The organism is Stenotrophomonas sp. PAMC25021, from assembly GCF_004795795.1.
GTDB lineage: Bacteria > Pseudomonadota > Gammaproteobacteria > Xanthomonadales > Xanthomonadaceae > Stenotrophomonas > Stenotrophomonas muris.
The window spans coordinates 353,475-373,734 of the sequence record NZ_CP039255.1 but is presented as its reverse complement, the minus strand read 5'-3'; the positions used below and the strand labels follow the sequence as shown (position 1 = coordinate 373,734).

Sequence of the window (20,260 nt, the reverse complement as noted above, 5' to 3'; positions counted from 1 at the left end):
CGCACGGATCCGCACCTCCCTCGCTGTCCCAGCGAACCGGAAAACCCCCTCCGAGCACCATGCCCGCCCTCCGGGTGCGCGTGGTGTTGCCGTTTTCCATTTCCAGACAGGATGCTTGCAGCCATGACTCCCTTGATTTTCGTAACCGGCGGCGTGGTGTCCTCGCTCGGCAAAGGCATTGCCGCCGCGTCGCTGGCCGCCATTCTCGAAGCCCGGGGCCTGAAGGTCACGATGATGAAGCTCGACCCTTACATCAACGTCGACCCGGGCACCATGAGCCCGTTCCAGCACGGTGAGGTGTATGTCACCGATGACGGCGCCGAGACCGACCTCGACCTGGGCCACTACGAGCGCTTCGTGCGCACCCGCCTGAGCCGCAAGAACTCGGTCACCACCGGCCGCATCTACGAGAACGTGATCCGCAAGGAGCGCCGCGGCGACTACCTGGGCGCGACCGTGCAGGTCATTCCGCACATCACCGACGAGATCCGCCGCTGCATCGACGAAGCCACCGAAGGCTACGACGTGGCGCTGGTCGAGATCGGTGGCACCGTCGGCGACATCGAGTCGCTGCCGTTCCTGGAAGCGATCCGCCAGGTGCGCACCGAGCGTGGCCCGGAGAAGGCGCTGTTCATGCACCTCACCCTGGTGCCGTACATCGGCGCCGCCGGTGAGCTGAAGACCAAGCCGACCCAGCATTCGGTGAAGGAACTGCGTTCGATCGGCATCCAGCCGGACGTGCTGCTGTGCCGTTCCGAGCAGGCCGTGCCGGATTCGGAGCGCCGCAAGATCGCCCAGTTCACCAACGTCTCCGAGCGCGCAGTGATCAGCGTGCCGGACGTGGACGTGCTGTATCGCATTCCGTCGGGCCTGCACGCGCAGGGCCTGGACGAGATCGTGGTCAACCAGCTGAAGCTGGCCGACAAGGCCGGTCCGGTCGATCTGTCGATGTGGGAGGACGCAGTCGATGCGACCCTGCATCCGCTGGATGAAGTGACCATCGCCGTGGTTGGCAAGTACGTGGATCACCAGGATGCCTACAAGTCGGTCGGCGAAGCACTGAAGCACGGCGGCCTGCGCCAGCGCACCAAGGTCAACCTGAAGTGGCTGGAAGCACAGGATCTGGAAGGCACCGACATGGCCGCACTGGCCGATGTCGACGGCATCCTGGTGCCGGGTGGCTTCGGTGACCGTGGTTTCGAAGGCAAGGTGCTGACCTCGAAGTTCGCCCGCGAGCAGCACGTGCCGTACTTCGGCATCTGCTACGGCATGCAGGCGGCCGTCGTCGATTACGCGCGCAACGTGGTCGGCCTGGAAGGCGCCAACAGCACCGAGAACGACCGCCAGTCGCCGAACCCGGTGATCGGCCTGATCACCGAATGGCGCACCGCCACCGGCGATGTCGAGAAGCGTGACGACAAGAGCGACCTCGGCGGCACCATGCGCCTGGGCCTGCAGGAACAGCGCCTGAAGCCGGGCACGCTGGCCCGTGAGCTGTACGGCAAGGACGTCGTCGCCGAGCGCCACCGCCACCGCTACGAGTTCAACAACCGTTACCGCACCCAGCTGGAAGATGCCGGCCTAGTGATTGCCGGCAAGTCGATGGACGACACCCTGGTGGAAGTGGTCGAACTGCCGCGCGACGCGCATCCGTGGTTCCTGGCCTGCCAGGCGCACCCGGAATTCCTGTCCACGCCGCGTGACGGCCACCCGCTGTTCATCGGTTTCATCCGTGCCGCGCGCGAGCGCAAGGCCGGCGGCAAGCTGCTTTCCGAAGCGCGCGCCTGACTTGTGAATGGGGGCTTCGGCCCCCATCCTGCATGCTTCAACCCCCAGCGCACCGGCCCGGCCGGTGCTGCGGACAACAAGGAAACGCCATGAAACTGTGTGGATTCGAGGTCGGGCTGGACCAGCCCCTGTTCCTGATCGCCGGCCCCTGCGTGATCGAGTCGATGCAGCTGCAGCTCGATACCGCCGGCAAGCTGAAGGAAGTCACCGACAAGCTCGGCGTCAACTTCATCTTCAAGTCCAGCTTCGACAAGGCCAACCGCACCTCGGGTACCGCGTTCCGCGGCCCGGGCATGGAAGAGGGCCTGAAGGTCCTGGCAGAGGTCAGGAAGCAGATCGGCGTGCCGGTGCTGACCGACGTCCATGAGTACACCCCGATGGACGAAGTGGCCTCGGTGGTGGATGTGCTGCAGACCCCGGCGTTCCTGGTCCGCCAGACCGACTTCATCCGCAAGGTGTGCTCGGCCGGCAAGCCGGTCAACATCAAGAAGGGCCAGTTCCTGGCGCCCTGGGACATGAAGCCGGTCGTGGAGAAGGCCAAGGCCACCGGCAACGAGCAGATCATGGTCTGCGAGCGCGGTGCCAGCTTCGGCTACAACAACCTGGTCAGCGACATGCGCTCGCTGGCGGTGATGCGCGATACCGGTTGCCCGGTGGTGTTCGATGCCACCCACTCGGTGCAGTTGCCGGGCGGGCAGGGCACCAGTTCCGGTGGCCAGCGTGAGCACGTGCCGGTGCTGGCCCGTGCTGCCGTCGCGGTGGGCATCTCCGGCCTGTTCGCCGAGACCCATCCGGATCCGTCCAAGGCCCTGTCCGATGGCCCCAACGCGTGGCCGCTGGACCAGATGGAAGCGCTGCTCGAGACCCTGATGGAGCTCGACGCGGTGACCAAGAAGCACGGCTTCTCGCGCTTCGCGTGAGTCGTGACCCGAGGGTGGCGCTGGAAGCCCAGCGTCATCGCCGGCACTGGAAACAGTGGCCCTGGGGCCTGATCGCACTGGGCCTGGCCGTGCTGTTCACCGTGGGCATGTTTGGCCTGGTGCTGATCGGTGCGGCGTCGGTGCGCCCCCCGGGTGATGGCAGCAGCGCGCTTGATCTGCGTGCGTATTTCATTGCGCTGCTGGTCGCGGAGCTGCTCGGTGCCGCGGGCTGCCTCGCGGCCGCGGTGCTGGCCTGGCGGCTGAATCGCGGCAAGGTGGCGGCTGGCTTTGCGATCATCCTGCTTTCGCTGTGGCTCGGCGCCCTGTTCTACGGATTGCTTTGATGAATACGAGCACGTCGGCGCGCGGCTGGCCCTGGGGCCTGGTCGCGCTGGGGCTGTCCGTGCTCGCCTGGGCGTCCCTGCTGCTGGGAGTAATGGCCTTTGCGGCCAGCTTCGGCTCGCCGGGTGACGGAAACCATGGCATCCAGGCCATGCAGTACTGGATCGTGGCCGCGCTGGTCGCGCTGGGTGTGTCTTTCGTCGGCAGCCTGGTGGCGATGGTGCTCGCCTGGCGACGCCGTCGTGGACCCATCGCGGCGGCGGTGGCCGGTGCGTTGCTGGTGATGCTGGTGTCGCTGGCCCTGATCGTGATCGGGTCCAGCTGGGGCTGATGCCGCCCAGGCCATTTGGCAAGTGGCGGGCAGCCGGGGATAATCACGCGGCATTCGTTTTGTCGCCCCCTCTCCAGACAGGTAACCGGCCCGACCATGAGTACGATCCGCAGCATCCACGCCCGTGAAATCCTTGACAGCCGTGGCAACCCCACGCTGGAAGCCGAAGTCATCCTGGAGGACGGTTCGTTCGGTCGTGCCGCGGTTCCCTCCGGCGCCTCGACCGGCACCAAGGAAGCGGTCGAGCTGCGTGACGGTGACAAGACCCGTTATCTGGGCAAGGGCGTGCGCAAGGCCGTCGACAACGTCAACACCACGATTGCCGCCGCGCTGAAGGGCTTTGAGGCTACCGACCAGGCCGGCCTCGACCGTCGCCTGATCGATCTGGACGGCACCGAGAACAAGGGCCGCCTGGGTGCCAACGCGCTGCTGGGTGTTTCGATGGCCGCCGCGCATGCCGCCGCTGCATCGAACAAGCAGGCACTGTGGCAGTACTTGGCCGCCAGGACCGGCGTGACCCCGGCGCTGCCGGTGCCGATGATGAACATCATCAATGGCGGCGCGCATGCCGACAACAACGTCGACTTCCAGGAGTTCATGGTGCTGCCGGTCGGCTTCACCTCGTTCTCCGAAGCGCTGCGTGCCGGTACCGAAATCTTCCATTCGCTGAAGTCGGTGCTGAAGGGCCACGGCCTGAGCACCGCGGTCGGCGACGAAGGTGGCTTCGCGCCGGACTTCCGCAGCAACGTCGAGGCGCTGGACACCATTCTCGAAGCGATCGGCAAGGCGGGCTACACCGCCGGTGAAGACGTGCTGCTGGGCCTGGACGTGGCCTCCAGCGAGTTCTTCGAGAACGGCAAGTACAACCTGGTCGGCGAGAACAAGCGCCTGACCTCCGAGCAGTTCGTCGACTTCCTCGCCGACTGGGCCGCGCAGTACCCGATCATCACGATTGAAGATGGCCTGGCCGAGAATGACTGGGCCGGCTGGAAGCTGCTGACCGACCGCATCGGCAAGAAGGTGCAGCTGGTCGGCGACGACCTGTTCGTGACCAACCCGAAGATCTTCCAGGAAGGCATCGACTCGGGCACCGCCAACGCGATCCTGATCAAGGTCAACCAGATCGGCACCCTCAGCGAAACCCTGGAAGCGATCGCCATGGCCGATCGTGCCGGCTACGCCGCCGTGGTCTCGCACCGTTCGGGCGAAACCGAAGACACCACCATCGCCGACATCGCAGTGGCCACCACCGCCACCCAGATCAAGACCGGTTCGCTGTGCCGCAGCGATCGCGTGGCCAAGTACAACCAGCTGCTGCGCATCGAGGAAGCCCTCGGCGCCGGCGCGCGTTACGCCGGTCGTGACGCGTTCGTTTCGCTGAAGCGCTGAGCCGATGCGCGACTGGCGCTGGATGCTGCTGGTGCTGGCCCTGTTGCTGGGCTGGCTGCAGTACCGCTTCTGGTTTGGTCCGGGCAATTCGGGTGAAGTGATGATGCTCGAAGCCCAGGTCGCCAACCAGGAGCGGGACAATGAGGGCCTGCAGCAGCGCAATGATGCGCTCGCTGCGGAAGTGAAGGACCTCAAGGAAGGCCAGTCCGCCATCGAGGAACGCGCGCGCAGCGAGCTGGGCATGATCAAGCCCGGCGAGAAGTTCTATCGCGTGGTCGAGGATGCGCCGGTCCACCCGGCGCAGCCTGCGGCAGGTGTCAGTGCGCAGGTTGGCGACCACCCGGCGGACGTGCCATGAGTGCGGCGATCTGGGTCGTGGTTCCGGCTGCTGGCCGTGGCACCCGCTTTGGCGCGCCGTTGCCCAAGCAGTACCTGCAGGCGGGCGGGCAGATCCTGCTCGCCCATACCCTGGACGCCCTGCTGGCGCATCCGGCCGTAGCCGGGGCAATGGTAGTGATCGGCCCGGACGATGCCGACTGGCCGGGCTGGAACGAGTGGGCGGGCAAGCCGGTGCTGACCTGCATCGGTGGCGCGACCCGTGCCGCTTCGGTGCTGGCTGGCCTGCAGGCGCTGCCGGAGACGGTGCGCGCTGATGAATTCGTGCTGGTCCACGATGCCGCGCGGCCGAACCTGTCGCTGGCCGACCTTGGCCGCCTGCTTGAAGTCGGTCGTGCCGATCCGGTCGGGGCGATCCTGGCCGCACCGGTGCGTGACACCCTCAAGCGTGCGGGCGACGACGGTGGCATCGATGGCACCGAGCCGCGCGAGCGGCTGTGGCGCGCACTGACACCACAACTGTTCCGCCGCCACCAGCTCAGCCGCGCGCTGTCCGAAGCCGCCGCCGCCGGTGTTGAAGTCACCGATGAGGCCATGGCCATGGAGCGCCAGGGCCAGCGCCCGCTGCTGGTCGAGGGCAGCGAGGACAACTTCAAGGTCACCACCCCGGCCGATCTGGACCGGTTCGAATTCGTACTTTCCCGCCGCGCCGGCTGACCGTCCGCGCGGCCCTGCAGCAAGGGTTGCATCCATGAGCACCGCACCGTTCCCGCCCGTCCGCATCGGCCAGGGCTACGACGTCCATGCCTTCGGTGAAGGCGACCACATCATGCTAGGCGGAGTGAACGTGCCGCACAGCTGCGGTGTGCTTGCACACAGTGACGGCGACGTGATCCTGCACGCCCTGTGCGATGCCATGCTCGGCGCACTGGCGCTGGGCGACATCGGCCAGCATTTTCCGCCCAGTGACGACCGCTGGAAGGGGGCCGACAGCAGCGAGTTCGTGCGCCACTGCGACAGCCTGCTGCGTGAGCGCGGCTGGCGCGTCGGCAACACCGACATCACCGTGATCTGCGAGCGGCCGAAGGTCGGCCCGCATGCGCTTGCGATGCGTGAGCGCATCGGTGGGTTGCTGCAGCTGCCGCTGGACGCGGTCAGCGTCAAGGCCACCACCTCGGAGAAGCTGGGCTTCACCGGCCGTGGTGAAGGCATCGCCGCGCAGGCGGTCGTGTTGCTGGTGGCGGCATGATCCCGCTGCCGTTGGCGTTTGGTGCGCCGTTGTTGACGGCGCGCATCCGCACCACGCCGGACGATTTCCAGGTGGATGAACTGCCGGCGTTCGAGGCGAGCGGTGAAGGCGAGCATCTGCTGCTGCACATCCGCAAGCGCGGCGCCAACACCGTGCATGTGGCCAAGGTGCTGGCAAAATGGGCGGGCCTGCCGGAAATGGCGGTGAGCTACGCCGGGATGAAAGACCGCCACGCGGTCACCACCCAGCGTTTCAGCGTGCACCTGCCCAAGCGCATTGCGCCGGACCTGGCCGAGTTGGCCAGTGACGAAATCGAAGTCATCGAGGCAACCTGGCACAACCGCAAGCTGCAGCGCGGCGCACTGGCCGGCAACCGCTTCAAGCTGGTGCTGCGCGAGGTGCAGGGCGATCCCGCCGCGATCAGCGAGCGCCTGCAGCAGATTGCCGCGCGCGGCCTGCCGAACTGGTTTGGTGAACAGCGTTTCGGCCGCGACGGTGGCAACGTGCCGGCTGCACTGGCGATGTTCGGTGGCCGCCGCATGCGCAAGGACCAGCGTTCGCTGCTGCTCTCTGCAGCCCGTTCGGCGCTGTTCAACCGCGTGCTGGCCGCGCGCGTGGAGCAGGGCAGCTGGGACCAGCCGCTCGATGGCGAAGTCTGGATGCTCGATGGCAGTCGCAGCGTGTTCGGCCCCGAGCCGTACACGGATGTGCTGGCCGAGCGGCTGGCGCGTTTCGACATCCATCCCAGCGCGCCGTTGTGGGGCGAAGGCGAGCTGCGCAGTGCCGACGCGGCACGTGAGCTGGAGCTGGCCGCGCTGGACGACGACGAGTCGAAAGCACTGCGGGCCGGCCTGGAAGACGCGCGCCTGAAGCAGGAGCGCCGCGCGTTGCGCCTGCGTCCGGCGCTGCTGCAGCACCAGTGGCTGGCCGACGACGTGCTGGAACTGTCGTTCGCGTTGCCGCCAGGCTGCTACGCCACCGCCGTGCTGCACGAACTCGGCCCCGTCGAAGACGCCTCGCAGGCCTGACATAAAAAAAGGGGACGGAGGGAATTAAGTCGTTTGTGGCACAAACGACTTAATTCCCTCCGTCCCCTTTTCAACGCCGCGCCAGCAGCACCAGTACCGCGCCGGTGCCGCCTTGTCCGGTCGGTGCCGAATGGAATGCCAGCACGTCGTTGCGCAGCCGCAGCAGGCGATCGACCAGGTTCTTCAGCACCGGTGCGCCGCCATCGGACTGCAGTCCCTTGCCGTGGATGATGCGCACGCAGCCGTACTCGTGTGCATGCGCTTCCAGCAGGAACTGGCGCAGCAGGGCTTCGGCCTGTGCGGCGGTGGCGCCGTGCAGATCCAGTTCGTCCTGCACCGAGTACTGGCCGCGCTTGAGGCGCTGGAACAGGCGTGGTGGCAGGTTGTCGCGGCGATAGCTGGCCACGTCGCCGGCTTCCAGTGGCGCACTGTCGCGCAGCAGCCGGGCGAACTCGCCGGCCGCTTCGGCCTCGTCACGTTCGGCCATGCGCGCACGCGGTTTCGGCCGGGGCGCGGCAGGTGCCGGCTCGGCATCCTTGCGCAGCGGCTTCACTTCGCCGATGGCCGCACGGAACAATGCGGCCGGATCTTCATCATCAGGGTGCGACATGCGCACAGGGTAAACCGCCGGCGCAGGTCTGCCTATGACGGTTCGATGTCGGCCGTGACCGCTGACAGGGTAGGACCGGCGGCCCGCATGCGGCACAATAGACGATGCCCTTGCAGGGTCGACCGCTTCCGCAGGGGAGCGCGACGGTCCCGCCCACACTGCACGGTGATGGAATCGAATTCTTGGAAAATCAAGCGGTTAAATCGAAGATGCGAATCCTGGTCAGCAATGACGATGGTGTCGACGCCGCAGGCATCCGGATGCTTGCCGCGGTCCTGCGCGAGGCCGGTCACGAAGTCACGGTGGTTGCGCCCGACCGCGATCGCTCCGGCGCCAGCAACTCGCTGACCCTGGACCTGCCGATCCGGCTCAAGCGCATCGACCATTACACCGTTTCGGTGGCCGGTACACCCACCGACTGCGTGCACCTGGCGCTGACCGGCCTGCTTGAATTCGAGCCTGACATTGTCGTGTCCGGCATCAACAACGCCGCCAATCTCGGCGACGACGTGATCTATTCCGGCACCGTCTCGGCGGCGATGGAAGGTCGCTTCCTCGGCCTGCCGGCGGTGGCGGTCTCGCTGGTCAGCCGCAACCACGATCCGAAGCACTTCGAGACCGCCGCGCGTGCTGCGGTGGAGATTGTCGCCCGGCTCAAGGCCGATCCGCTGCCGGCCGACACCATCCTCAACGTCAACGTGCCGGACCTGCCGTGGAGCGAGGTCAAGGGCTTCGAGGTCACCCGCCTCGGCAACCGCCATCGTGCCGAAGGCTGCATCGCGCAGAAGGATCCGCGCGGCAACGAGGTGTACTGGATCGGCCCTGCCGGCCGTGAGCAGGATTCCGGTCCCGGTACCGATTTCCACGCGGTGCGCACCGGCCACATCTCGATCACCCCGATCCAGGTCGACCTCACCCGCTACCAGGCGCTGGAGAAGGTCGCCAGCTGGGTCGGCGGCCTCAGCGCCGCGCTGGACCAGCCGGCATGAGCCCACGCCTGCGATTGCAGCCGGAAGCCGTCGGTATCGGCATGACCTCGCAGCGCGTGCGTGACCGCCTGGTCGACCGCCTGCGCGAAGCCGGCATCGTCGACGAGCCGACCTTGAACGCGATCCGGGTGGTGCCGCGCCATCTGTTCATCGATGAAGCCCTGGCCTCGCGTGCCTATGAAGACACCGCGCTGCCGATCGGCCATGGCCAGACCATCTCGCAGCCCTGGGTGGTTGCGCGGATGACCGAGGCAGTGCTGCAGGTCTCGCCGAAGCGGGTGCTGGAAGTCGGCACCGGTTCCGGTTACCAGGCCGCCATCCTTGGCGCGTTGGGCCTGGAGGTCTACACCGTGGAGCGCATTGGTGATCTGCTGCGCCAGGCCCGCAAGCGCTTCCGTGCGCTGGGCATGAACATCCGCACCAAGCACGACGACGGCCGCGTCGGCTGGGCCGAGCACGGCCCGTTCGATGCCATCGTGGTCACTGCGGCGGCGCCGGCACTGGTCGACGCCCTGATCGAGCAGCTGGCCGAAGGCGGCCGCCTGGTGGCGCCGGTCGGTGGCCCTGGGGCGCAGTCGCTGGTACAGCTGGACCGCAAGGCCGACGGCAGCATCGAACAACACGTGCTGGCGCCGGTCACGTTCGTGCCGCTGCTGTCTGGCATGCTCGACTAATCCACGGAGCAGGGTTGCATGAAGATTTTCGGGCCGCTGTACGAGCGGGCGATGAAGTGGGCGGCGCACGAACGCGCGCCGACCTATCTGACGGTGTTGAGCTTCTTCGAGGCGATCATCTTCCCGGTGATGCCGGAGGTGATGCTGGCGCCGATGTGCGTGGCCCAGCCCAAGCGCGGCTGGTGGTTTGCCACCCTCAGCCTGGCCGGCTCGATGGTCGGTGCGCTGGTCGGCTACGCGCTGGGTCACTACGCTTTCGAGGCGATCAAGCCGCTGTTTGAAGTGCTGGGCATGCTGCCGGCGATCGAGCAGGGCATCACCACCGTGCAGGCGAAGATGGCCGAATCGCCGTGGGCGGTGTTCACCTTCCTGGTGCTGGGCGGCTTCATGCCCATCCCGATGAAGGTCTTCACGTGGGCATCGGGTATCGTCGGCGTACCGATGCCGCAGTACCTGTTGAGCATGCTGATCGGTCGCGGCAAGCGCGTGTTCGTGCTGGCTGCGGTCATCCGTATCGGTGGTGCGCGTGCTGAAGCGGCACTGCGTCGCTGGATTGAACCGCTGGGCTGGATCGCCACCGCGTTGGTGGTGGTGCTGATCGCCTGGCTTGTATGGAGGTCGAAGTTCGCATGAGTCCTGATCGTCTGAGCAAGGGAGTGCGCATCGGCGCGCTGGCGTTGCTGGTTTCCACCCTGGCCGCCTGCGGCACCGCCACTGTGGTTCGTCCTGGTGGTGGCAGCACCGGTGGTGGTGTGACCACGCCGAAGACCTCGGTGCCCAAGCCCGGGCAGACCGTGGTGGTGCGCAAGGGCGACACCATCTATGCGCTGGCCCGCATCCATGACATCACCCCGGCCGACCTGATTGCCTGGAACAGCCTGGACAACCCCTCGACCATCCATCCGGGGCAGGTGATCCGGCTGTATCCGGCCGGTGCCAGCGGCGGCCGCGCGCCGACCACGGTGGTCACCGCGCCGCGCCCGGGTGGCAGCAGCGCCGGCAGCACGGCGCCAACTCCGGCGCCGGCCGGTCCGGTGAAGAGCAACATCGCCTGGCGCTGGCCGGCCGATGGCGCGATCGTCGGCCGCTACGTTGCCGGCGATGCGACCAAGCAGGGCGTGGACATCGCCGGTACCAGCGGCCAGCCGGTCAAGGCCACCGCCAACGGTGTGGTGGTGTACTCCGGCGCCGGCCTGGTCGGCTACGGCGAGCTGATCATCATCAAGCACAGCGACCAGTGGCTGTCGGCCTATGGCCACAACCGCAAGCGCCTGGTGAATGAAGGGCAGAGCGTGAAGGCCGGTGAGCAGATCGCCGAGATGGGCCGCACCGGTGCGAACCGCGACATGGTCCACTTCGAGATCCGCTACAACGGCAAGCCGGTCGACCCGCAGCAGTACCTGCCGGCGCGCTGATCGTCGATTCATAATCCGGGCGGATCCCCGGCCCGGCGCAGCGCGCCGGGCGTTCGCCGACGGTGCGGCCCATGGGCCGCAAACACCGCCGGCTCACCCGCTACAACGGCAAGCCGGTCGACCCGCAGCAGTACCTGCCGGCGCGTTGAGGTAGTGGGACGGGTGGCGCCGGGCAATGCTCGGCGTTCCCGACCTGTAGCGTCGAGCCGTGCTCGACTCACTGTACGCTGGCCGCCGTGGGTGGCCGTTTGCGACCTTGAGTGGCACATCTCAAGCTTCCCGACAAGCCAGGGAAGCGGCATGCTTCAACGGAACCAGCCTCCCGATCCGGTGCCGCATGTCTCGCCCAACAGCCCTTTTCGCGCTGCTCATCGTCGCGCCGTTGGCGACCGCCGCCAGCGATCCACGTGACGTGGTCACCCGCCTCTACGACGCCATCCAGGCGCCGCAGTCGAACGAAACGGCGATTGCTCCGCTGCTGGGTGATGCCCTCCGCTCAGCCATCGATGCGCAGCGTGCATATGAACAGGCCTGCACCGCACTGGCCGCGCCCGACGAGAAGCCGCACATGCTCGACCAGAGCCCGTATCTGTTGGCGCCGGACCGGCCGGAGACGATAACGGTGGGAGCGCCAGGATCGAGCGGTGACGCCACCTGGGTCCATGTCGACATGGCCGTGGGCGACTATCGCTGGACCGACCGGGTCCTGCTGCAGCGGCAGGGCCCGGACTGGAAGGTCATGGATATCCGCTGGGGGCAGGGTGGCAACCTGATCGGTCGGCTACAGGCGTTCTCCGCGTTCCGCTGCACACCTTCGGGCAGCTAGTGCCAGGGCGCACCCGGCGGCTCGAACTCAGCCTTCCAGGATGAAGGCGGCCGCGACCTTGCGGCCTTCGCCGGCCAGAATGTTGAAGGTGCGCGCGGCGGCCGGATTGTTCATCACCTCCAGGCCGATGCCACGCGACAGACAGGCGGCCATCACCACCGCGGGCGGGAATACCTGACGGTCTCCCGTGCCGAGCACGATCAGCGCCGGATTCAGCGCCAGGATCGGCTCCAGGTCCGCCAACTGCAGCGCGGCGGCACTTGCCACCGGCCAGTGCGTGACCAGTTGGTCCGGGGTGAGGAAGAAACTGCCGCCCAGCACCTGCTCATTCACCTTGGCCGAGCGGCCATCTGCGGCACGCAGGCTGTAGGCGTAATCCGGCGGTTCGTGGTTCAGCTGCATGACGGTAGGGCGATCAGCCGCGCGGCAGCACGATCTGGCGCTGTTCCTTGCTCGGGCGGTACAGCACGGCGACGTGGCCGATGCGCTGCACCAGCGCGCTTTCGGTGGCTTCGACGATCTCGCCGATCATCTCATCACGGGCGTCGCGATCCTCTGCGGCGACCTTCACCTTGACCAGTTCGTGGCGCTCCAGCACTTCGTTCAGCTCCGCGATGAAGGCTGGGGTCACACCCTTGCCGCCGGTCTGCAGCAGGGCCTTCAGGTCGTGGGCTTGGCCGCGCAGGAAACGGGTCTGGGAGGCGGTCAGGGCGATGGACATGCAGGAAAACACGGTTGAATGGGACGATCAGGGTATCATGAGGACCCCATCAGCCCCTATTTTCAATGGCTACCCGCAGCAAAAGCAGCCAGCGCTGGCTCAAGGAACACTTCTCCGACCCCTTCGTGAAGAAGGCGCAGGCCGAGGGCATGCGCTCGCGCGCCGCCTACAAGCTCGAGGAGCTGCTCGAACGTGACCGCCTGCTGAAGCCGCACATGGTGGTGGTCGACCTTGGCGCGGCCCCCGGTGGCTGGTCTCAGCAGGTCCGGAGACAGATCGGCGACACCGGTCGCGTGCTGGCGCTGGACATCCTGGACATGCCGCCGCTGGCCGGCGTGGAGTTCCTTCATGGTGACTTCAGGGAAGAAGCCGTCCTATCGCAGTTTGAAGCCATGCTCGGGGATCAGCCGGTAGACCTTGTGCTGTCGGACATGGCCCCCAATAAGAGTGGTGTAGGCGCGGTCGACCAGCCGCGGATGATGCACCTGGCGGAGCTGGCCTTGGATTTTGCCGACAACCACCTGAAGACCGGTGGGGCGTTCCTGATCAAGCTGTTCCAAGGTGAGGGCTTTGACGACTACGTGCGCGATATGCGCCGCCGTTACGACAAGGTCTCCATCCGCAAGCCGGAGGCGTCGCGCAAGCGCTCTCCCGAGGTGTATGCCTTGGGTCAGGGAAAACGCGCCCACATGAAGTAAGCTCGCAACGTACGCAAGTTCGACCCCAACGCAACGCCAGCACTGAGAGGAACACCGGAGCCAATGAGGATGAACGACTTGACCAAGAACCTCCTGCTATGGGTGGTCGTCGCCGTCGTGCTGATGGTGGTCTTCCAGAGCTTCTCGCCGAAGTCCTCCGGGGCCGGCGCGCAGGGCGCGTCGTACTCGCAGTTCCTGGACCAGGTGGACAGCGGCAACGTGCAGAAGGTCGCCTTCGGCGGCGACATGCGCGGCGGCACCAGCCAGCTGACCTACACCACCCGCGGTGGGCAGTCGTCCACCATCACCGCGCCGTTCGATCGTGACCTGATCAACGTGCTGCGCACCAAGAACGTGGAGATCGTGCAGGAGGAGCCGTCCAGCGGCATCTCCCTGGGCGCGATCCTGATGAATTTCCTGCCGGTCATCCTGATCATCGGCTTCTGGTTGTTCATCATGCGCCAGATGCAGGGCGGTGGCGGCGGTGCCAAGGGCGCGATGTCCTTCGGCAAGTCGCGCGCCAAGCTGCAGGGCGAGGACCAGATCAAGGTCACCTTCGCCGACGTCGCCGGCTGCGACGAGGCCAAGGAAGAAGTGGGCGAGCTGGTCGACTTCCTGCGCGACCCGTCCAAGTTCACCAAGCTGGGCGGCAAGATTCCGCGCGGCGTGCTGATGGTGGGCCCGCCGGGTACCGGCAAGACGCTGCTGGCCAAGGCCATTGCCGGCGAAGCCAAGGTGCCGTTCTTCTCGATCTCCGGTTCGGACTTCGTGGAAATGTTCGTCGGCGTGGGCGCCAGCCGCGTGCGTGACATGTTCGAGCAGGCCAAGAAGCACGCCCCGTGCATCATCTTCATCGACGAAATCGATGCCGTCGGTCGCCACCGTGGCGCCGGCCTGGGCGGCGGTCATGACGAGCGCGAGCAGACCCTGAACCAGCTGCTGGTCGAGATGGACGGTTTTGAAGGCGGCGAAGGCGTGATCGTGATCGCCGCGACCAACCGTCCGGACGTGCTGGATCCGGCGCTGCTGCGTCCGGGCCGTTTCGACCGCCAGGTGGTGGTCGGCCTGCCGGACGTGAAGGGCCGCGAGCACATCCTGAAGGTCCACATGCGCAAGCTGCCGCTGGCCGACGATGTCGAGCCGATGGTGATCGCACGTGGTACCCCCGGCTTCTCCGGCGCCGACCTGGCCAACCTCTGCAACGAGGCGGCCCTGTTCGCCGCGCGCGGCAACGAGAAGGAAGTCCGCATGGACCACTTCGACCGTGCCCGCGACAAGATCCTGATGGGTGCCGAGCGCCGCTCGATGGCCATGAGCGAGGACGAGAAGACCCTGACCGCGTACCACGAAGCGGGTCACGCCATCGTCGGCCGCCTGGTGCCCGAGCACGATCCGGTCTACAAGGTCACCATCATTCCGCGCGGCCGTGCGCTGGGCGTGACGATGTACCTGCCGGAAGGCGACAAGTACTCGATGAACCGCGTGGCGATCCAGTCGCAGCTGTGCTCCCTGTACGGCGGCCGTGTCGCCGAAGAGCTCATCTTCGGCGAGGACAAGGTCACCACCGGCGCCTCCAACGACATCGAGCGCGCAACCAAGATGGCCCGCAACATGGTCACCAAGTGGGGCCTGTCGGAGCAGCTCGGCCCGATCGCCTATGGCGAAGAGGACGACGAGGTGTTCCTGGGGCGTTCGGTCACCCAGCACAAGAGCGTGTCCAACGACACGGCGCGCCGGATCGACGAGGAAGTGCGCAACATCCTCGACAAGGCCTATGCCCGCACCACCCAGCTGTTGACCGAGAACATCGACAAGCTGCATGCGATGTCGCAGCTGCTGCTGCAGTACGAGACCATCGACGCACCGCAGATCGACGCCATCATGGAAGGCCGCGATCCGCCGCCGCCGGCGGGCTGGAGCAAGTCGAACAAGGACGGTGGCAACGACAAGGGCGGCGACGCCCGCCCGCTGCCGCCGATCGCAGGCCCGGCCGAATCGCATTGACGGCCCGCTGCACGTAACACCAGACGAGGCCGGGGAAACCCGGCCTTGTCGTTTCCGGGCCTTCGGCCCCTTCCGAACCGAACTGATGCTGGAGCCTGCATGTCCGCCCCGAAGCCCGAACCGATTTCCCACACCGCCGAAATGATCATCGCCACCGTGGTCGGCGTGGGCGTAGGGCTGGGCGCCGACAACCTGCTGCTGGGCTGCGTGGTGGGTATCGGTGTCGGCATCGTGCTGAGCATCGCCAGAACCCTGTACGTGGACCGCAAGCGTCGGCGGCGTTGACGGCGCCGCGGCAGGGCTGCGCCCTGCACCCGCGGTAGTGCCGGCCGCTGGCCGGCAACCTCAGCAGCAACAGCAACAGCTGCATTCCGCGATTTGGTGGGGCGGTGTCGGAGGGCGGGGACGCCGTGAACCCATCCATGGGGGCTTGGCAGCCGCATCCATGCGGCTGACACCCCGCCCTCCGACACCGCCCCACCTCTGACAGATTCCTGCTGCTGTTGGTGGTTGTCGACCTTGGTCGACACGGTAGATCCACGCCATGCGTGGATGAATCTCTGTCAGATATCGAATCAATTCGGGGTCAGATCCGTTTTCCGTAGGAAAACGGATCTGACCCCACGCCATCCCTCAGTACACCTGCTGTTGCTTCGGCTGTTGCTTCAGCTGTTGCTGTAGCCCGGGCCTCTGCGGGTGCAGGGCGCCGCCCTGCCGAACTAAACTACCCGCCGTCGTCCCTGCAGGATTGCCCATGTTCGATACCTCGCCCCAGCTCGATTGCGCCGGCCGCATCCTGCGCCTGGACCGTGCCCGGGTCATGGGCATCGTCAACGTCACCCCGGACTCCTTCTCCGATGGCGGCGCGCATGACACCACCGAGGCTGCGGTCGCCCACGGCCTGAAGCTGGTCGAGGAGGGCGCCGACCTGCTCGATATCGGCGGCGAATCGACCCGCCCGGGCGCTGCGCCGGTATCGGTCGAGGAGGAGCTGCGCCGGGTGATTCCGGTGATCGAGCAGCTGGCCGCCCGCACCCGGGTGCCGATCAGCATCGATACCTTCAAGCCGGAGGTGATGCGCGCGGCGGTGGCCGCTGGCGCCGGCATGATCAACGACATCTTCGCCCTGCGCCAGGGCGGTGCGCTTGAAGCTGCCGCCGAAAGCGGCGTGCCGGTGGTGCTGATGCACATGCAGGGCGAGCCGGGCCACATGCAGGCCGATCCGCACTACGACGACGTGGTCGCCGAGGTGCATGGTTTCCTGGTGCAGCGCCTGTTCGCTGCCGAGATGGCGGGCATTGCGAAGAAGAACCTGCTGATCGACCTTGGTTTTGGCTTCGGCAAGAGCACCGCCCACAACATGACCCTGCTGGCGCGTTCGGAGCGCTTCCTGGAACTGGGGGTGCCGGTGCTGGCCGGCCTGTCACGCAAGCGCAGCCTGGGAGAACTCACTGGCCGCGGCACGCCCTCCGAACGCGTGGCGGCTTCGGTGGCCGCGCACCTGATCGCGGTCCAACGTGGCGCGCGCATCGTGCGCGTGCATGACGTGGCGGCCACCGTCGATGCGCTGAAGATCTGGCAGGCAGTGGAGGCCGTGCCGACGCCGCGTGCCGACGCTGCGCCGACGATCCGCTGGCCGGACGAAGACTGATGGGCGTCGATCGGCGGCCGCTGGCGATCGCCGTGATGGGGCCGACCGCCAGTGGCAAGACCGCCACCGCAATCGCTTTGGCACAGCAACTGGACGGCGAAATCGTCAGCGTCGATTCGGCGCTGGTATACCGCCACCTGGACATCGGCTCGGCCAAGCCTGATGCGGCCGAGCGTGCACAGGCGCCGCACCATCTGCTGGACCTGCGCGATCCCTGGCAGACCTATTCGGCGGCCGAGTTCGCCGCCGATGCCGGCCGGGTCGTGGCCGACATCGTGGCACGCGGCAAAACGCCGATCCTGGCAGGTGGCACGGGGCTGTACTTCCGGGCCCTGCTGCAGGGCCTGTCGCCGATGCCGGAGGCCGACCCGGTGATGCGCGAAGCACTCAGCACCGAGGCGGCCGAGCGGGGCTGGGCGGCATTGCACGCAGAGCTGGCCGAGGTCGATCCGGCCGCCGCCGCACGCATCCATGCCACCGACCCGCAACGCATCCAGCGGGCACTGGAGGTCTATCGCCTGACCGGCACGCCCATCACTGAATGGCAGCGCCGTCCGGGCGTGGCGCCGCTGCCGGTGCGCACCCTCAAGCTGATCCTGGCCCCGCGTGACCGCGCGGTACTGCACCAGCGCATCGAGGCGCGCTTCGACACCATGCTGGCGCAGGGCTTCCTGGACGAAGTGCGGGCACTGCGCGCGATGCCGGAAATGGCCGCCGTGGAGGCCCCGTTGGACCTGCCGGCGGTGCGTGCGGTCGGCTATCGCCAGGCCTGGGAGTACCTGGACGGGGAGGGTGATGCCGCCCGTTTCCGTGACAAGGCGATCTTCGCCACCCGCCAGCTGGCCAAGCGCCAGCTGACGTGGCTGCGCGGCGAGCTTGATGCGCGCTGGTTCGACCCCCATATCGACCAGGAGCGCCTTGCCGGCGCGGTGTCGGCCTTCGTCGCACGCTGAACCCCCGCCAGCCGTGTAACATCATCGGTCGGCGGGCGGCTCGGGGGCCGTGGCAACCGTCGGCAACCCAATAAGAACAATAATCAGGAGTGTGCAATGTCCAAGGGGCAATCGCTGCAGGATCCTTTCTTGAACGCACTGCGGCGCGAGCGCGTGCCGGTTTCGGTGTACCTGGTGAACGGCATCAAGCTGCAGGGCACGATCGAGTCGTTCGACCAGTTCGTGGTCCTGCTGCGCAACACGGTCAGTCAGATGGTCTACAAGCACGCCATTTCCACGGTGGTTCCGGCACGCAACGTGAAGGTCGGTCCGGGCGGTGGTTACGTGCAGTCGGGTGAAGGTGGTCAGGCAGGTGATGAAGCAGACGAGTAATACCGGAGCGGTGAATGTTTGACCGCTCGAAAAAGGGCGAACACGCCCTGTTGATCCAGCCCCATTTCGGCAAGCTGGAAGACGATGTGCTGGAAGAGTTCGGTGATCTGGCCCGCTCGGCTGGGGCCAGCATCGCCGCGACGATCACCGCGCGCCTGGACCGTCCGAATCCGTCAACCCTGATCGGCAGCGGCAAGCTGGACGAGATCAAGGCCGCGGCCGATGCCAGTGGCGCCGACCTGATCCTGGTCAACCATGCGCTGAGCCCGGGTCAGGAGCGCAACCTGGAACGCTTCCTCGAGCGCCGGGTGATCGACCGCACCGGTCTGATCCTGGACATCTTTGCCCAGCGTGCACACAGCCACGAGGGCAAGCTGCAGGTCGAGCTGGCGCAGCTGCGTCACCTGGCCACGCGATTGGTTCGCGGCTGGACCCACCTGGAGCGCCAGCGCGGCGGTTCGATCGGCCTGCGTGGCCCGGGTGAGACCCAGCTGGAAACCGACCGCCGCCTGTTGCAGAAGCGGGTCGAGCAGCTGCAGAAGCGCCTGGAGAAGGTTGAAGTGCAGCGCACCCAGATGCGCCGTGCGCGCGTGCGCAGCGAGCTGCCGCGCGTGGCCCTGGTGGGCTACACCAACGCTGGCAAATCGACCCTGTTCAACGCCATGACCGGCGCCGAGGCCTATGCCGCCGACCAGCTGTTCGCCACGCTGGACCCGACCGTGCGCCGCATCGCGGTCCCGGGCGGCAGCGTGGTGCTGGCCGACACCGTCGGTTTCGTCCGCGACCTGCCGCATGATCTGGTCGCCGCGTTCCGCTCGACGCTGTCCGAGGCACGCGAGGCCGATTTCCTGCTGCATGTGGTCGACGCCGCCGATCCGCACCGCGAGGAGCGCATCGCCCAGGTGGACGAGGTGCTGACCGCGGTCGGTGCCGGTGACCTGCCGCAGCTGCTGGTGTTCAACAAGATCGACCGCATCGACGGTGCCGACGTCCGCCACGATGGCCAGGATGGCGTGCCCGACGAGTCGCGTCGTGAACGTGTCTGGATTTCCGCGCGTGACGGGCAGGGCCTTGAGCTGCTGCAGGCAGTGCTGGGCAAGCGCCTTGGCCTGCAGCACGTGACCGGTGAATTGCGCCTGCCGCCGGATGCCGGCCGCCTGCGTGCGCGCCTGCACCAGCTGGAAGTGATCCGCAGCGAACAGGCCGATGAAGAGGGCTGGCTGCTGCAGGTGGACCTGCCGATTGCCGAAGCCGAGAAGCTGGCCGCCGGTGCCGATGGCGCGCCGATCCGGGCGCTGCTGCCGGAGAAACTGCCGGAGTGGTGAGCTAGCGGCCCATGGCTGGTGGTGCCGGCCGCTGGCCGGCAACGCAATCGTGCCGGAGGGGCGCGACATCCGGCTGTCATCTGCGGTACAACGGGGTTCTTCACCCCACCGTCATGCCGATGTCCATCCCCACCGACGCCGATCTCAATGCCCAGTCCGCCGCGCTTGGGCAGCGCCTGCAACAGGCCTCGCTGCAGCTGGTCACGGCCGAAAGCTGCAGTGGCGGCTGGATCGCCAAGTGCATGACCGACATCGCCGGTTCTTCGGCGTTCTTCGACTGCGGCATGGTGGTCTACAGCTATGAAGCCAAGCAGCGCCTGCTGGGCGTGCGTGCGCAGACGCTGGAACAGTTCGGCGCGGTCAGTCGCGAAACCGTTCTGGAGATGGTGTCCGGTGCGCTGGTCAATTCCGGTGCCGGCATCGCCGTGGCGGTGACCGGTATCGCCGGCCCCGGCGGTGGCAGTCCGGACAAGCCAGTCGGCAGTGTCTGGATCGGCTGGAAGCGCCGCGGTGGCTACGCCCGCGCCGAGCTGTTCCAGTTCGATGGCGACCGCGAAGCCATCCGCCGGCAAACCGTGGCGGCGGCATTGCGCGGTATCGACGCCCAGCTGTGACATGCTGCTCCGGTAACCGTCCGGA

General features: G+C 67.0%; 25 protein-coding genes. 22 read left to right on the top strand and 3 right to left on the bottom strand.

From position 1 onward, the window contains the following. Positions 1-123 precede the first annotated feature (123 nt). From E5790_RS01795 to truD, 9 genes are all read left to right on the top strand, one after another. Positions 124-1,788 (top strand): CTP synthase, encoded by a 1,665-nt coding sequence (locus E5790_RS01795; RefSeq protein ID WP_014646697.1) that lies wholly within the window; start codon positions 124-126, stop codon positions 1,786-1,788. 89 nt (positions 1,789-1,877) lie between these two features. After that, the gene (kdsA, locus tag E5790_RS01790) at positions 1,878-2,708 is read left to right on the top strand and encodes a 3-deoxy-8-phosphooctulonate synthase (protein ID WP_005408999.1); all 831 of its coding nucleotides are present in this window, start codon (positions 1,878-1,880) and stop codon (positions 2,706-2,708) included. Next, positions 2,705-3,052, top strand: a complete 348-nt coding sequence (locus E5790_RS01785) for a hypothetical protein (protein WP_032959194.1) — start codon at positions 2,705-2,707, stop codon at positions 3,050-3,052. The genes kdsA and E5790_RS01785 overlap by 4 nt, the downstream gene beginning before the upstream one ends. Next, positions 3,052-3,381, top strand: coding sequence for a hypothetical protein (locus tag E5790_RS01780; protein ID WP_069117247.1), 330 nt, complete (start codon positions 3,052-3,054; stop codon positions 3,379-3,381). The genes E5790_RS01785 and E5790_RS01780 overlap by 1 nt, the downstream gene beginning before the upstream one ends. A gap of 96 nt (positions 3,382-3,477) precedes the next feature. Continuing rightward, on the top strand, positions 3,478-4,770 hold the full coding sequence (eno, locus tag E5790_RS01775; RefSeq protein WP_014646700.1) for a phosphopyruvate hydratase: 1,293 nt from the start codon (positions 3,478-3,480) through the stop codon (positions 4,768-4,770). A gap of 4 nt (positions 4,771-4,774) precedes the next feature. Beyond that, positions 4,775-5,128 carry a cell division protein FtsB gene (gene ftsB / locus E5790_RS01770; RefSeq protein WP_005412924.1) on the top strand — a complete coding sequence of 118 codons (354 nt, stop codon included), beginning with the start codon at positions 4,775-4,777 and terminating at the stop codon, positions 5,126-5,128. Further along, the gene (gene ispD, locus E5790_RS01765; protein ID WP_111205682.1) at positions 5,125-5,823 is read left to right on the top strand and encodes a 2-C-methyl-D-erythritol 4-phosphate cytidylyltransferase; all 699 of its coding nucleotides are present in this window, start codon (positions 5,125-5,127) and stop codon (positions 5,821-5,823) included. The genes ftsB and ispD overlap by 4 nt, the downstream gene beginning before the upstream one ends. Positions 5,824-5,857: 34 nt before the next feature. Beyond that, a complete protein-coding gene (gene ispF / locus E5790_RS01760) occupies positions 5,858-6,355 on the top strand; it encodes a 2-C-methyl-D-erythritol 2,4-cyclodiphosphate synthase (RefSeq protein ID WP_014646702.1) in 498 nt (165 codons plus the stop codon). After that, positions 6,352-7,383 (top strand): tRNA pseudouridine(13) synthase TruD, encoded by a 1,032-nt coding sequence (gene truD / locus E5790_RS01755; RefSeq protein WP_014646703.1) that lies wholly within the window; start codon positions 6,352-6,354, stop codon positions 7,381-7,383. The genes ispF and truD overlap by 4 nt, the downstream gene beginning before the upstream one ends. A 70-nt stretch (positions 7,384-7,453) precedes the next feature. Here truD and E5790_RS01750 read toward each other — a convergent pair whose 3' ends face one another. Next, entirely contained in the window at positions 7,454-7,993 is a 540-nt protein-coding gene (locus E5790_RS01750) for a Smr/MutS family protein (RefSeq protein ID WP_032959185.1), read from the bottom strand. Positions 7,994-8,202: 209 nt separating this feature from the next. Between E5790_RS01750 and surE the strand changes: the two genes are divergently transcribed. From surE to E5790_RS01725, 5 genes are all read left to right on the top strand, one after another. Then, on the top strand, positions 8,203-8,982 hold the full coding sequence (gene surE, locus E5790_RS01745; protein ID WP_032959183.1) for a 5'/3'-nucleotidase SurE: 780 nt from the start codon (positions 8,203-8,205) through the stop codon (positions 8,980-8,982). After that, entirely contained in the window at positions 8,979-9,656 is a 678-nt protein-coding gene (locus tag E5790_RS01740) for a protein-L-isoaspartate(D-aspartate) O-methyltransferase (RefSeq protein WP_014646706.1), read from the top strand. Before surE ends, E5790_RS01740 begins: the two co-directional genes overlap by 4 nt. Positions 9,657-9,674: 18 nt before the next feature. Next, positions 9,675-10,289: a YqaA family protein gene (locus E5790_RS01735; protein WP_014646707.1), complete on the top strand. Its 615-nt coding sequence runs from the start codon at positions 9,675-9,677 to the stop codon at positions 10,287-10,289. Then, the gene (locus E5790_RS01730; RefSeq protein ID WP_046429908.1) at positions 10,286-11,071 is read left to right on the top strand and encodes a peptidoglycan DD-metalloendopeptidase family protein; all 786 of its coding nucleotides are present in this window, start codon (positions 10,286-10,288) and stop codon (positions 11,069-11,071) included. Before E5790_RS01735 ends, E5790_RS01730 begins: the two co-directional genes overlap by 4 nt. A 337-nt stretch (positions 11,072-11,408) precedes the next feature. Then, positions 11,409-11,897, top strand: coding sequence for a hypothetical protein (locus E5790_RS01725; RefSeq protein ID WP_046429909.1), 489 nt, complete (start codon positions 11,409-11,411; stop codon positions 11,895-11,897). A 27-nt stretch (positions 11,898-11,924) separates the two neighbouring features. On the opposite strand, the gene E5790_RS01720 is transcribed toward E5790_RS01725, so the two are convergent. After that, a complete protein-coding gene (locus tag E5790_RS01720) occupies positions 11,925-12,299 on the bottom strand; it encodes an Mth938-like domain-containing protein (protein WP_111205683.1) in 375 nt (124 codons plus the stop codon). 13 nt (positions 12,300-12,312) lie between these two features. Beyond that, on the bottom strand, positions 12,313-12,618 hold the full coding sequence (gene yhbY / locus E5790_RS01715) for a ribosome assembly RNA-binding protein YhbY (RefSeq protein WP_111205684.1): 306 nt from the start codon (positions 12,616-12,618) through the stop codon (positions 12,313-12,315). Between the two features lie 65 nt (positions 12,619-12,683). Between yhbY and rlmE the strand changes: the two genes are divergently transcribed. The 8 genes from rlmE (at position 12,684) to E5790_RS01675 (ending at position 20,235) form a co-directional block, all read left to right on the top strand. Next, a complete protein-coding gene (rlmE, locus tag E5790_RS01710) occupies positions 12,684-13,316 on the top strand; it encodes a 23S rRNA (uridine(2552)-2'-O)-methyltransferase RlmE (protein ID WP_005409014.1) in 633 nt (210 codons plus the stop codon). Positions 13,317-13,385: 69 nt separating this feature from the next. Continuing rightward, positions 13,386-15,320, top strand: a complete 1,935-nt coding sequence (ftsH, locus tag E5790_RS01705) for an ATP-dependent zinc metalloprotease FtsH (RefSeq protein ID WP_005409015.1) — start codon at positions 13,386-13,388, stop codon at positions 15,318-15,320. 99 nt (positions 15,321-15,419) lie between these two features. Beyond that, positions 15,420-15,605 (top strand): hypothetical protein, encoded by a 186-nt coding sequence (locus tag E5790_RS01700; RefSeq protein WP_014646713.1) that lies wholly within the window; start codon positions 15,420-15,422, stop codon positions 15,603-15,605. 469 nt (positions 15,606-16,074) lie between these two features. Next, positions 16,075-16,971 carry a dihydropteroate synthase gene (gene folP / locus E5790_RS01695; protein ID WP_049442300.1) on the top strand — a complete coding sequence of 299 codons (897 nt, stop codon included), beginning with the start codon at positions 16,075-16,077 and terminating at the stop codon, positions 16,969-16,971. After that, positions 16,971-17,924, top strand: a complete 954-nt coding sequence (gene miaA, locus E5790_RS01690) for a tRNA (adenosine(37)-N6)-dimethylallyltransferase MiaA (RefSeq protein ID WP_014646715.1) — start codon at positions 16,971-16,973, stop codon at positions 17,922-17,924. The genes folP and miaA overlap by 1 nt, the downstream gene beginning before the upstream one ends. A gap of 96 nt (positions 17,925-18,020) precedes the next feature. After that, positions 18,021-18,296, top strand: coding sequence for an RNA chaperone Hfq (hfq, locus tag E5790_RS01685; RefSeq protein WP_004152891.1), 276 nt, complete (start codon positions 18,021-18,023; stop codon positions 18,294-18,296). Between the two features lie 14 nt (positions 18,297-18,310). Then, positions 18,311-19,621 carry a ribosome rescue GTPase HflX gene (gene hflX, locus E5790_RS01680; RefSeq protein WP_032962191.1) on the top strand — a complete coding sequence of 437 codons (1,311 nt, stop codon included), beginning with the start codon at positions 18,311-18,313 and terminating at the stop codon, positions 19,619-19,621. Between the two features lie 119 nt (positions 19,622-19,740). Next, positions 19,741-20,235 (top strand): nicotinamide-nucleotide amidohydrolase family protein, encoded by a 495-nt coding sequence (locus E5790_RS01675; protein ID WP_005409020.1) that lies wholly within the window; start codon positions 19,741-19,743, stop codon positions 20,233-20,235. Positions 20,236-20,260 lie beyond the last annotated feature (25 nt).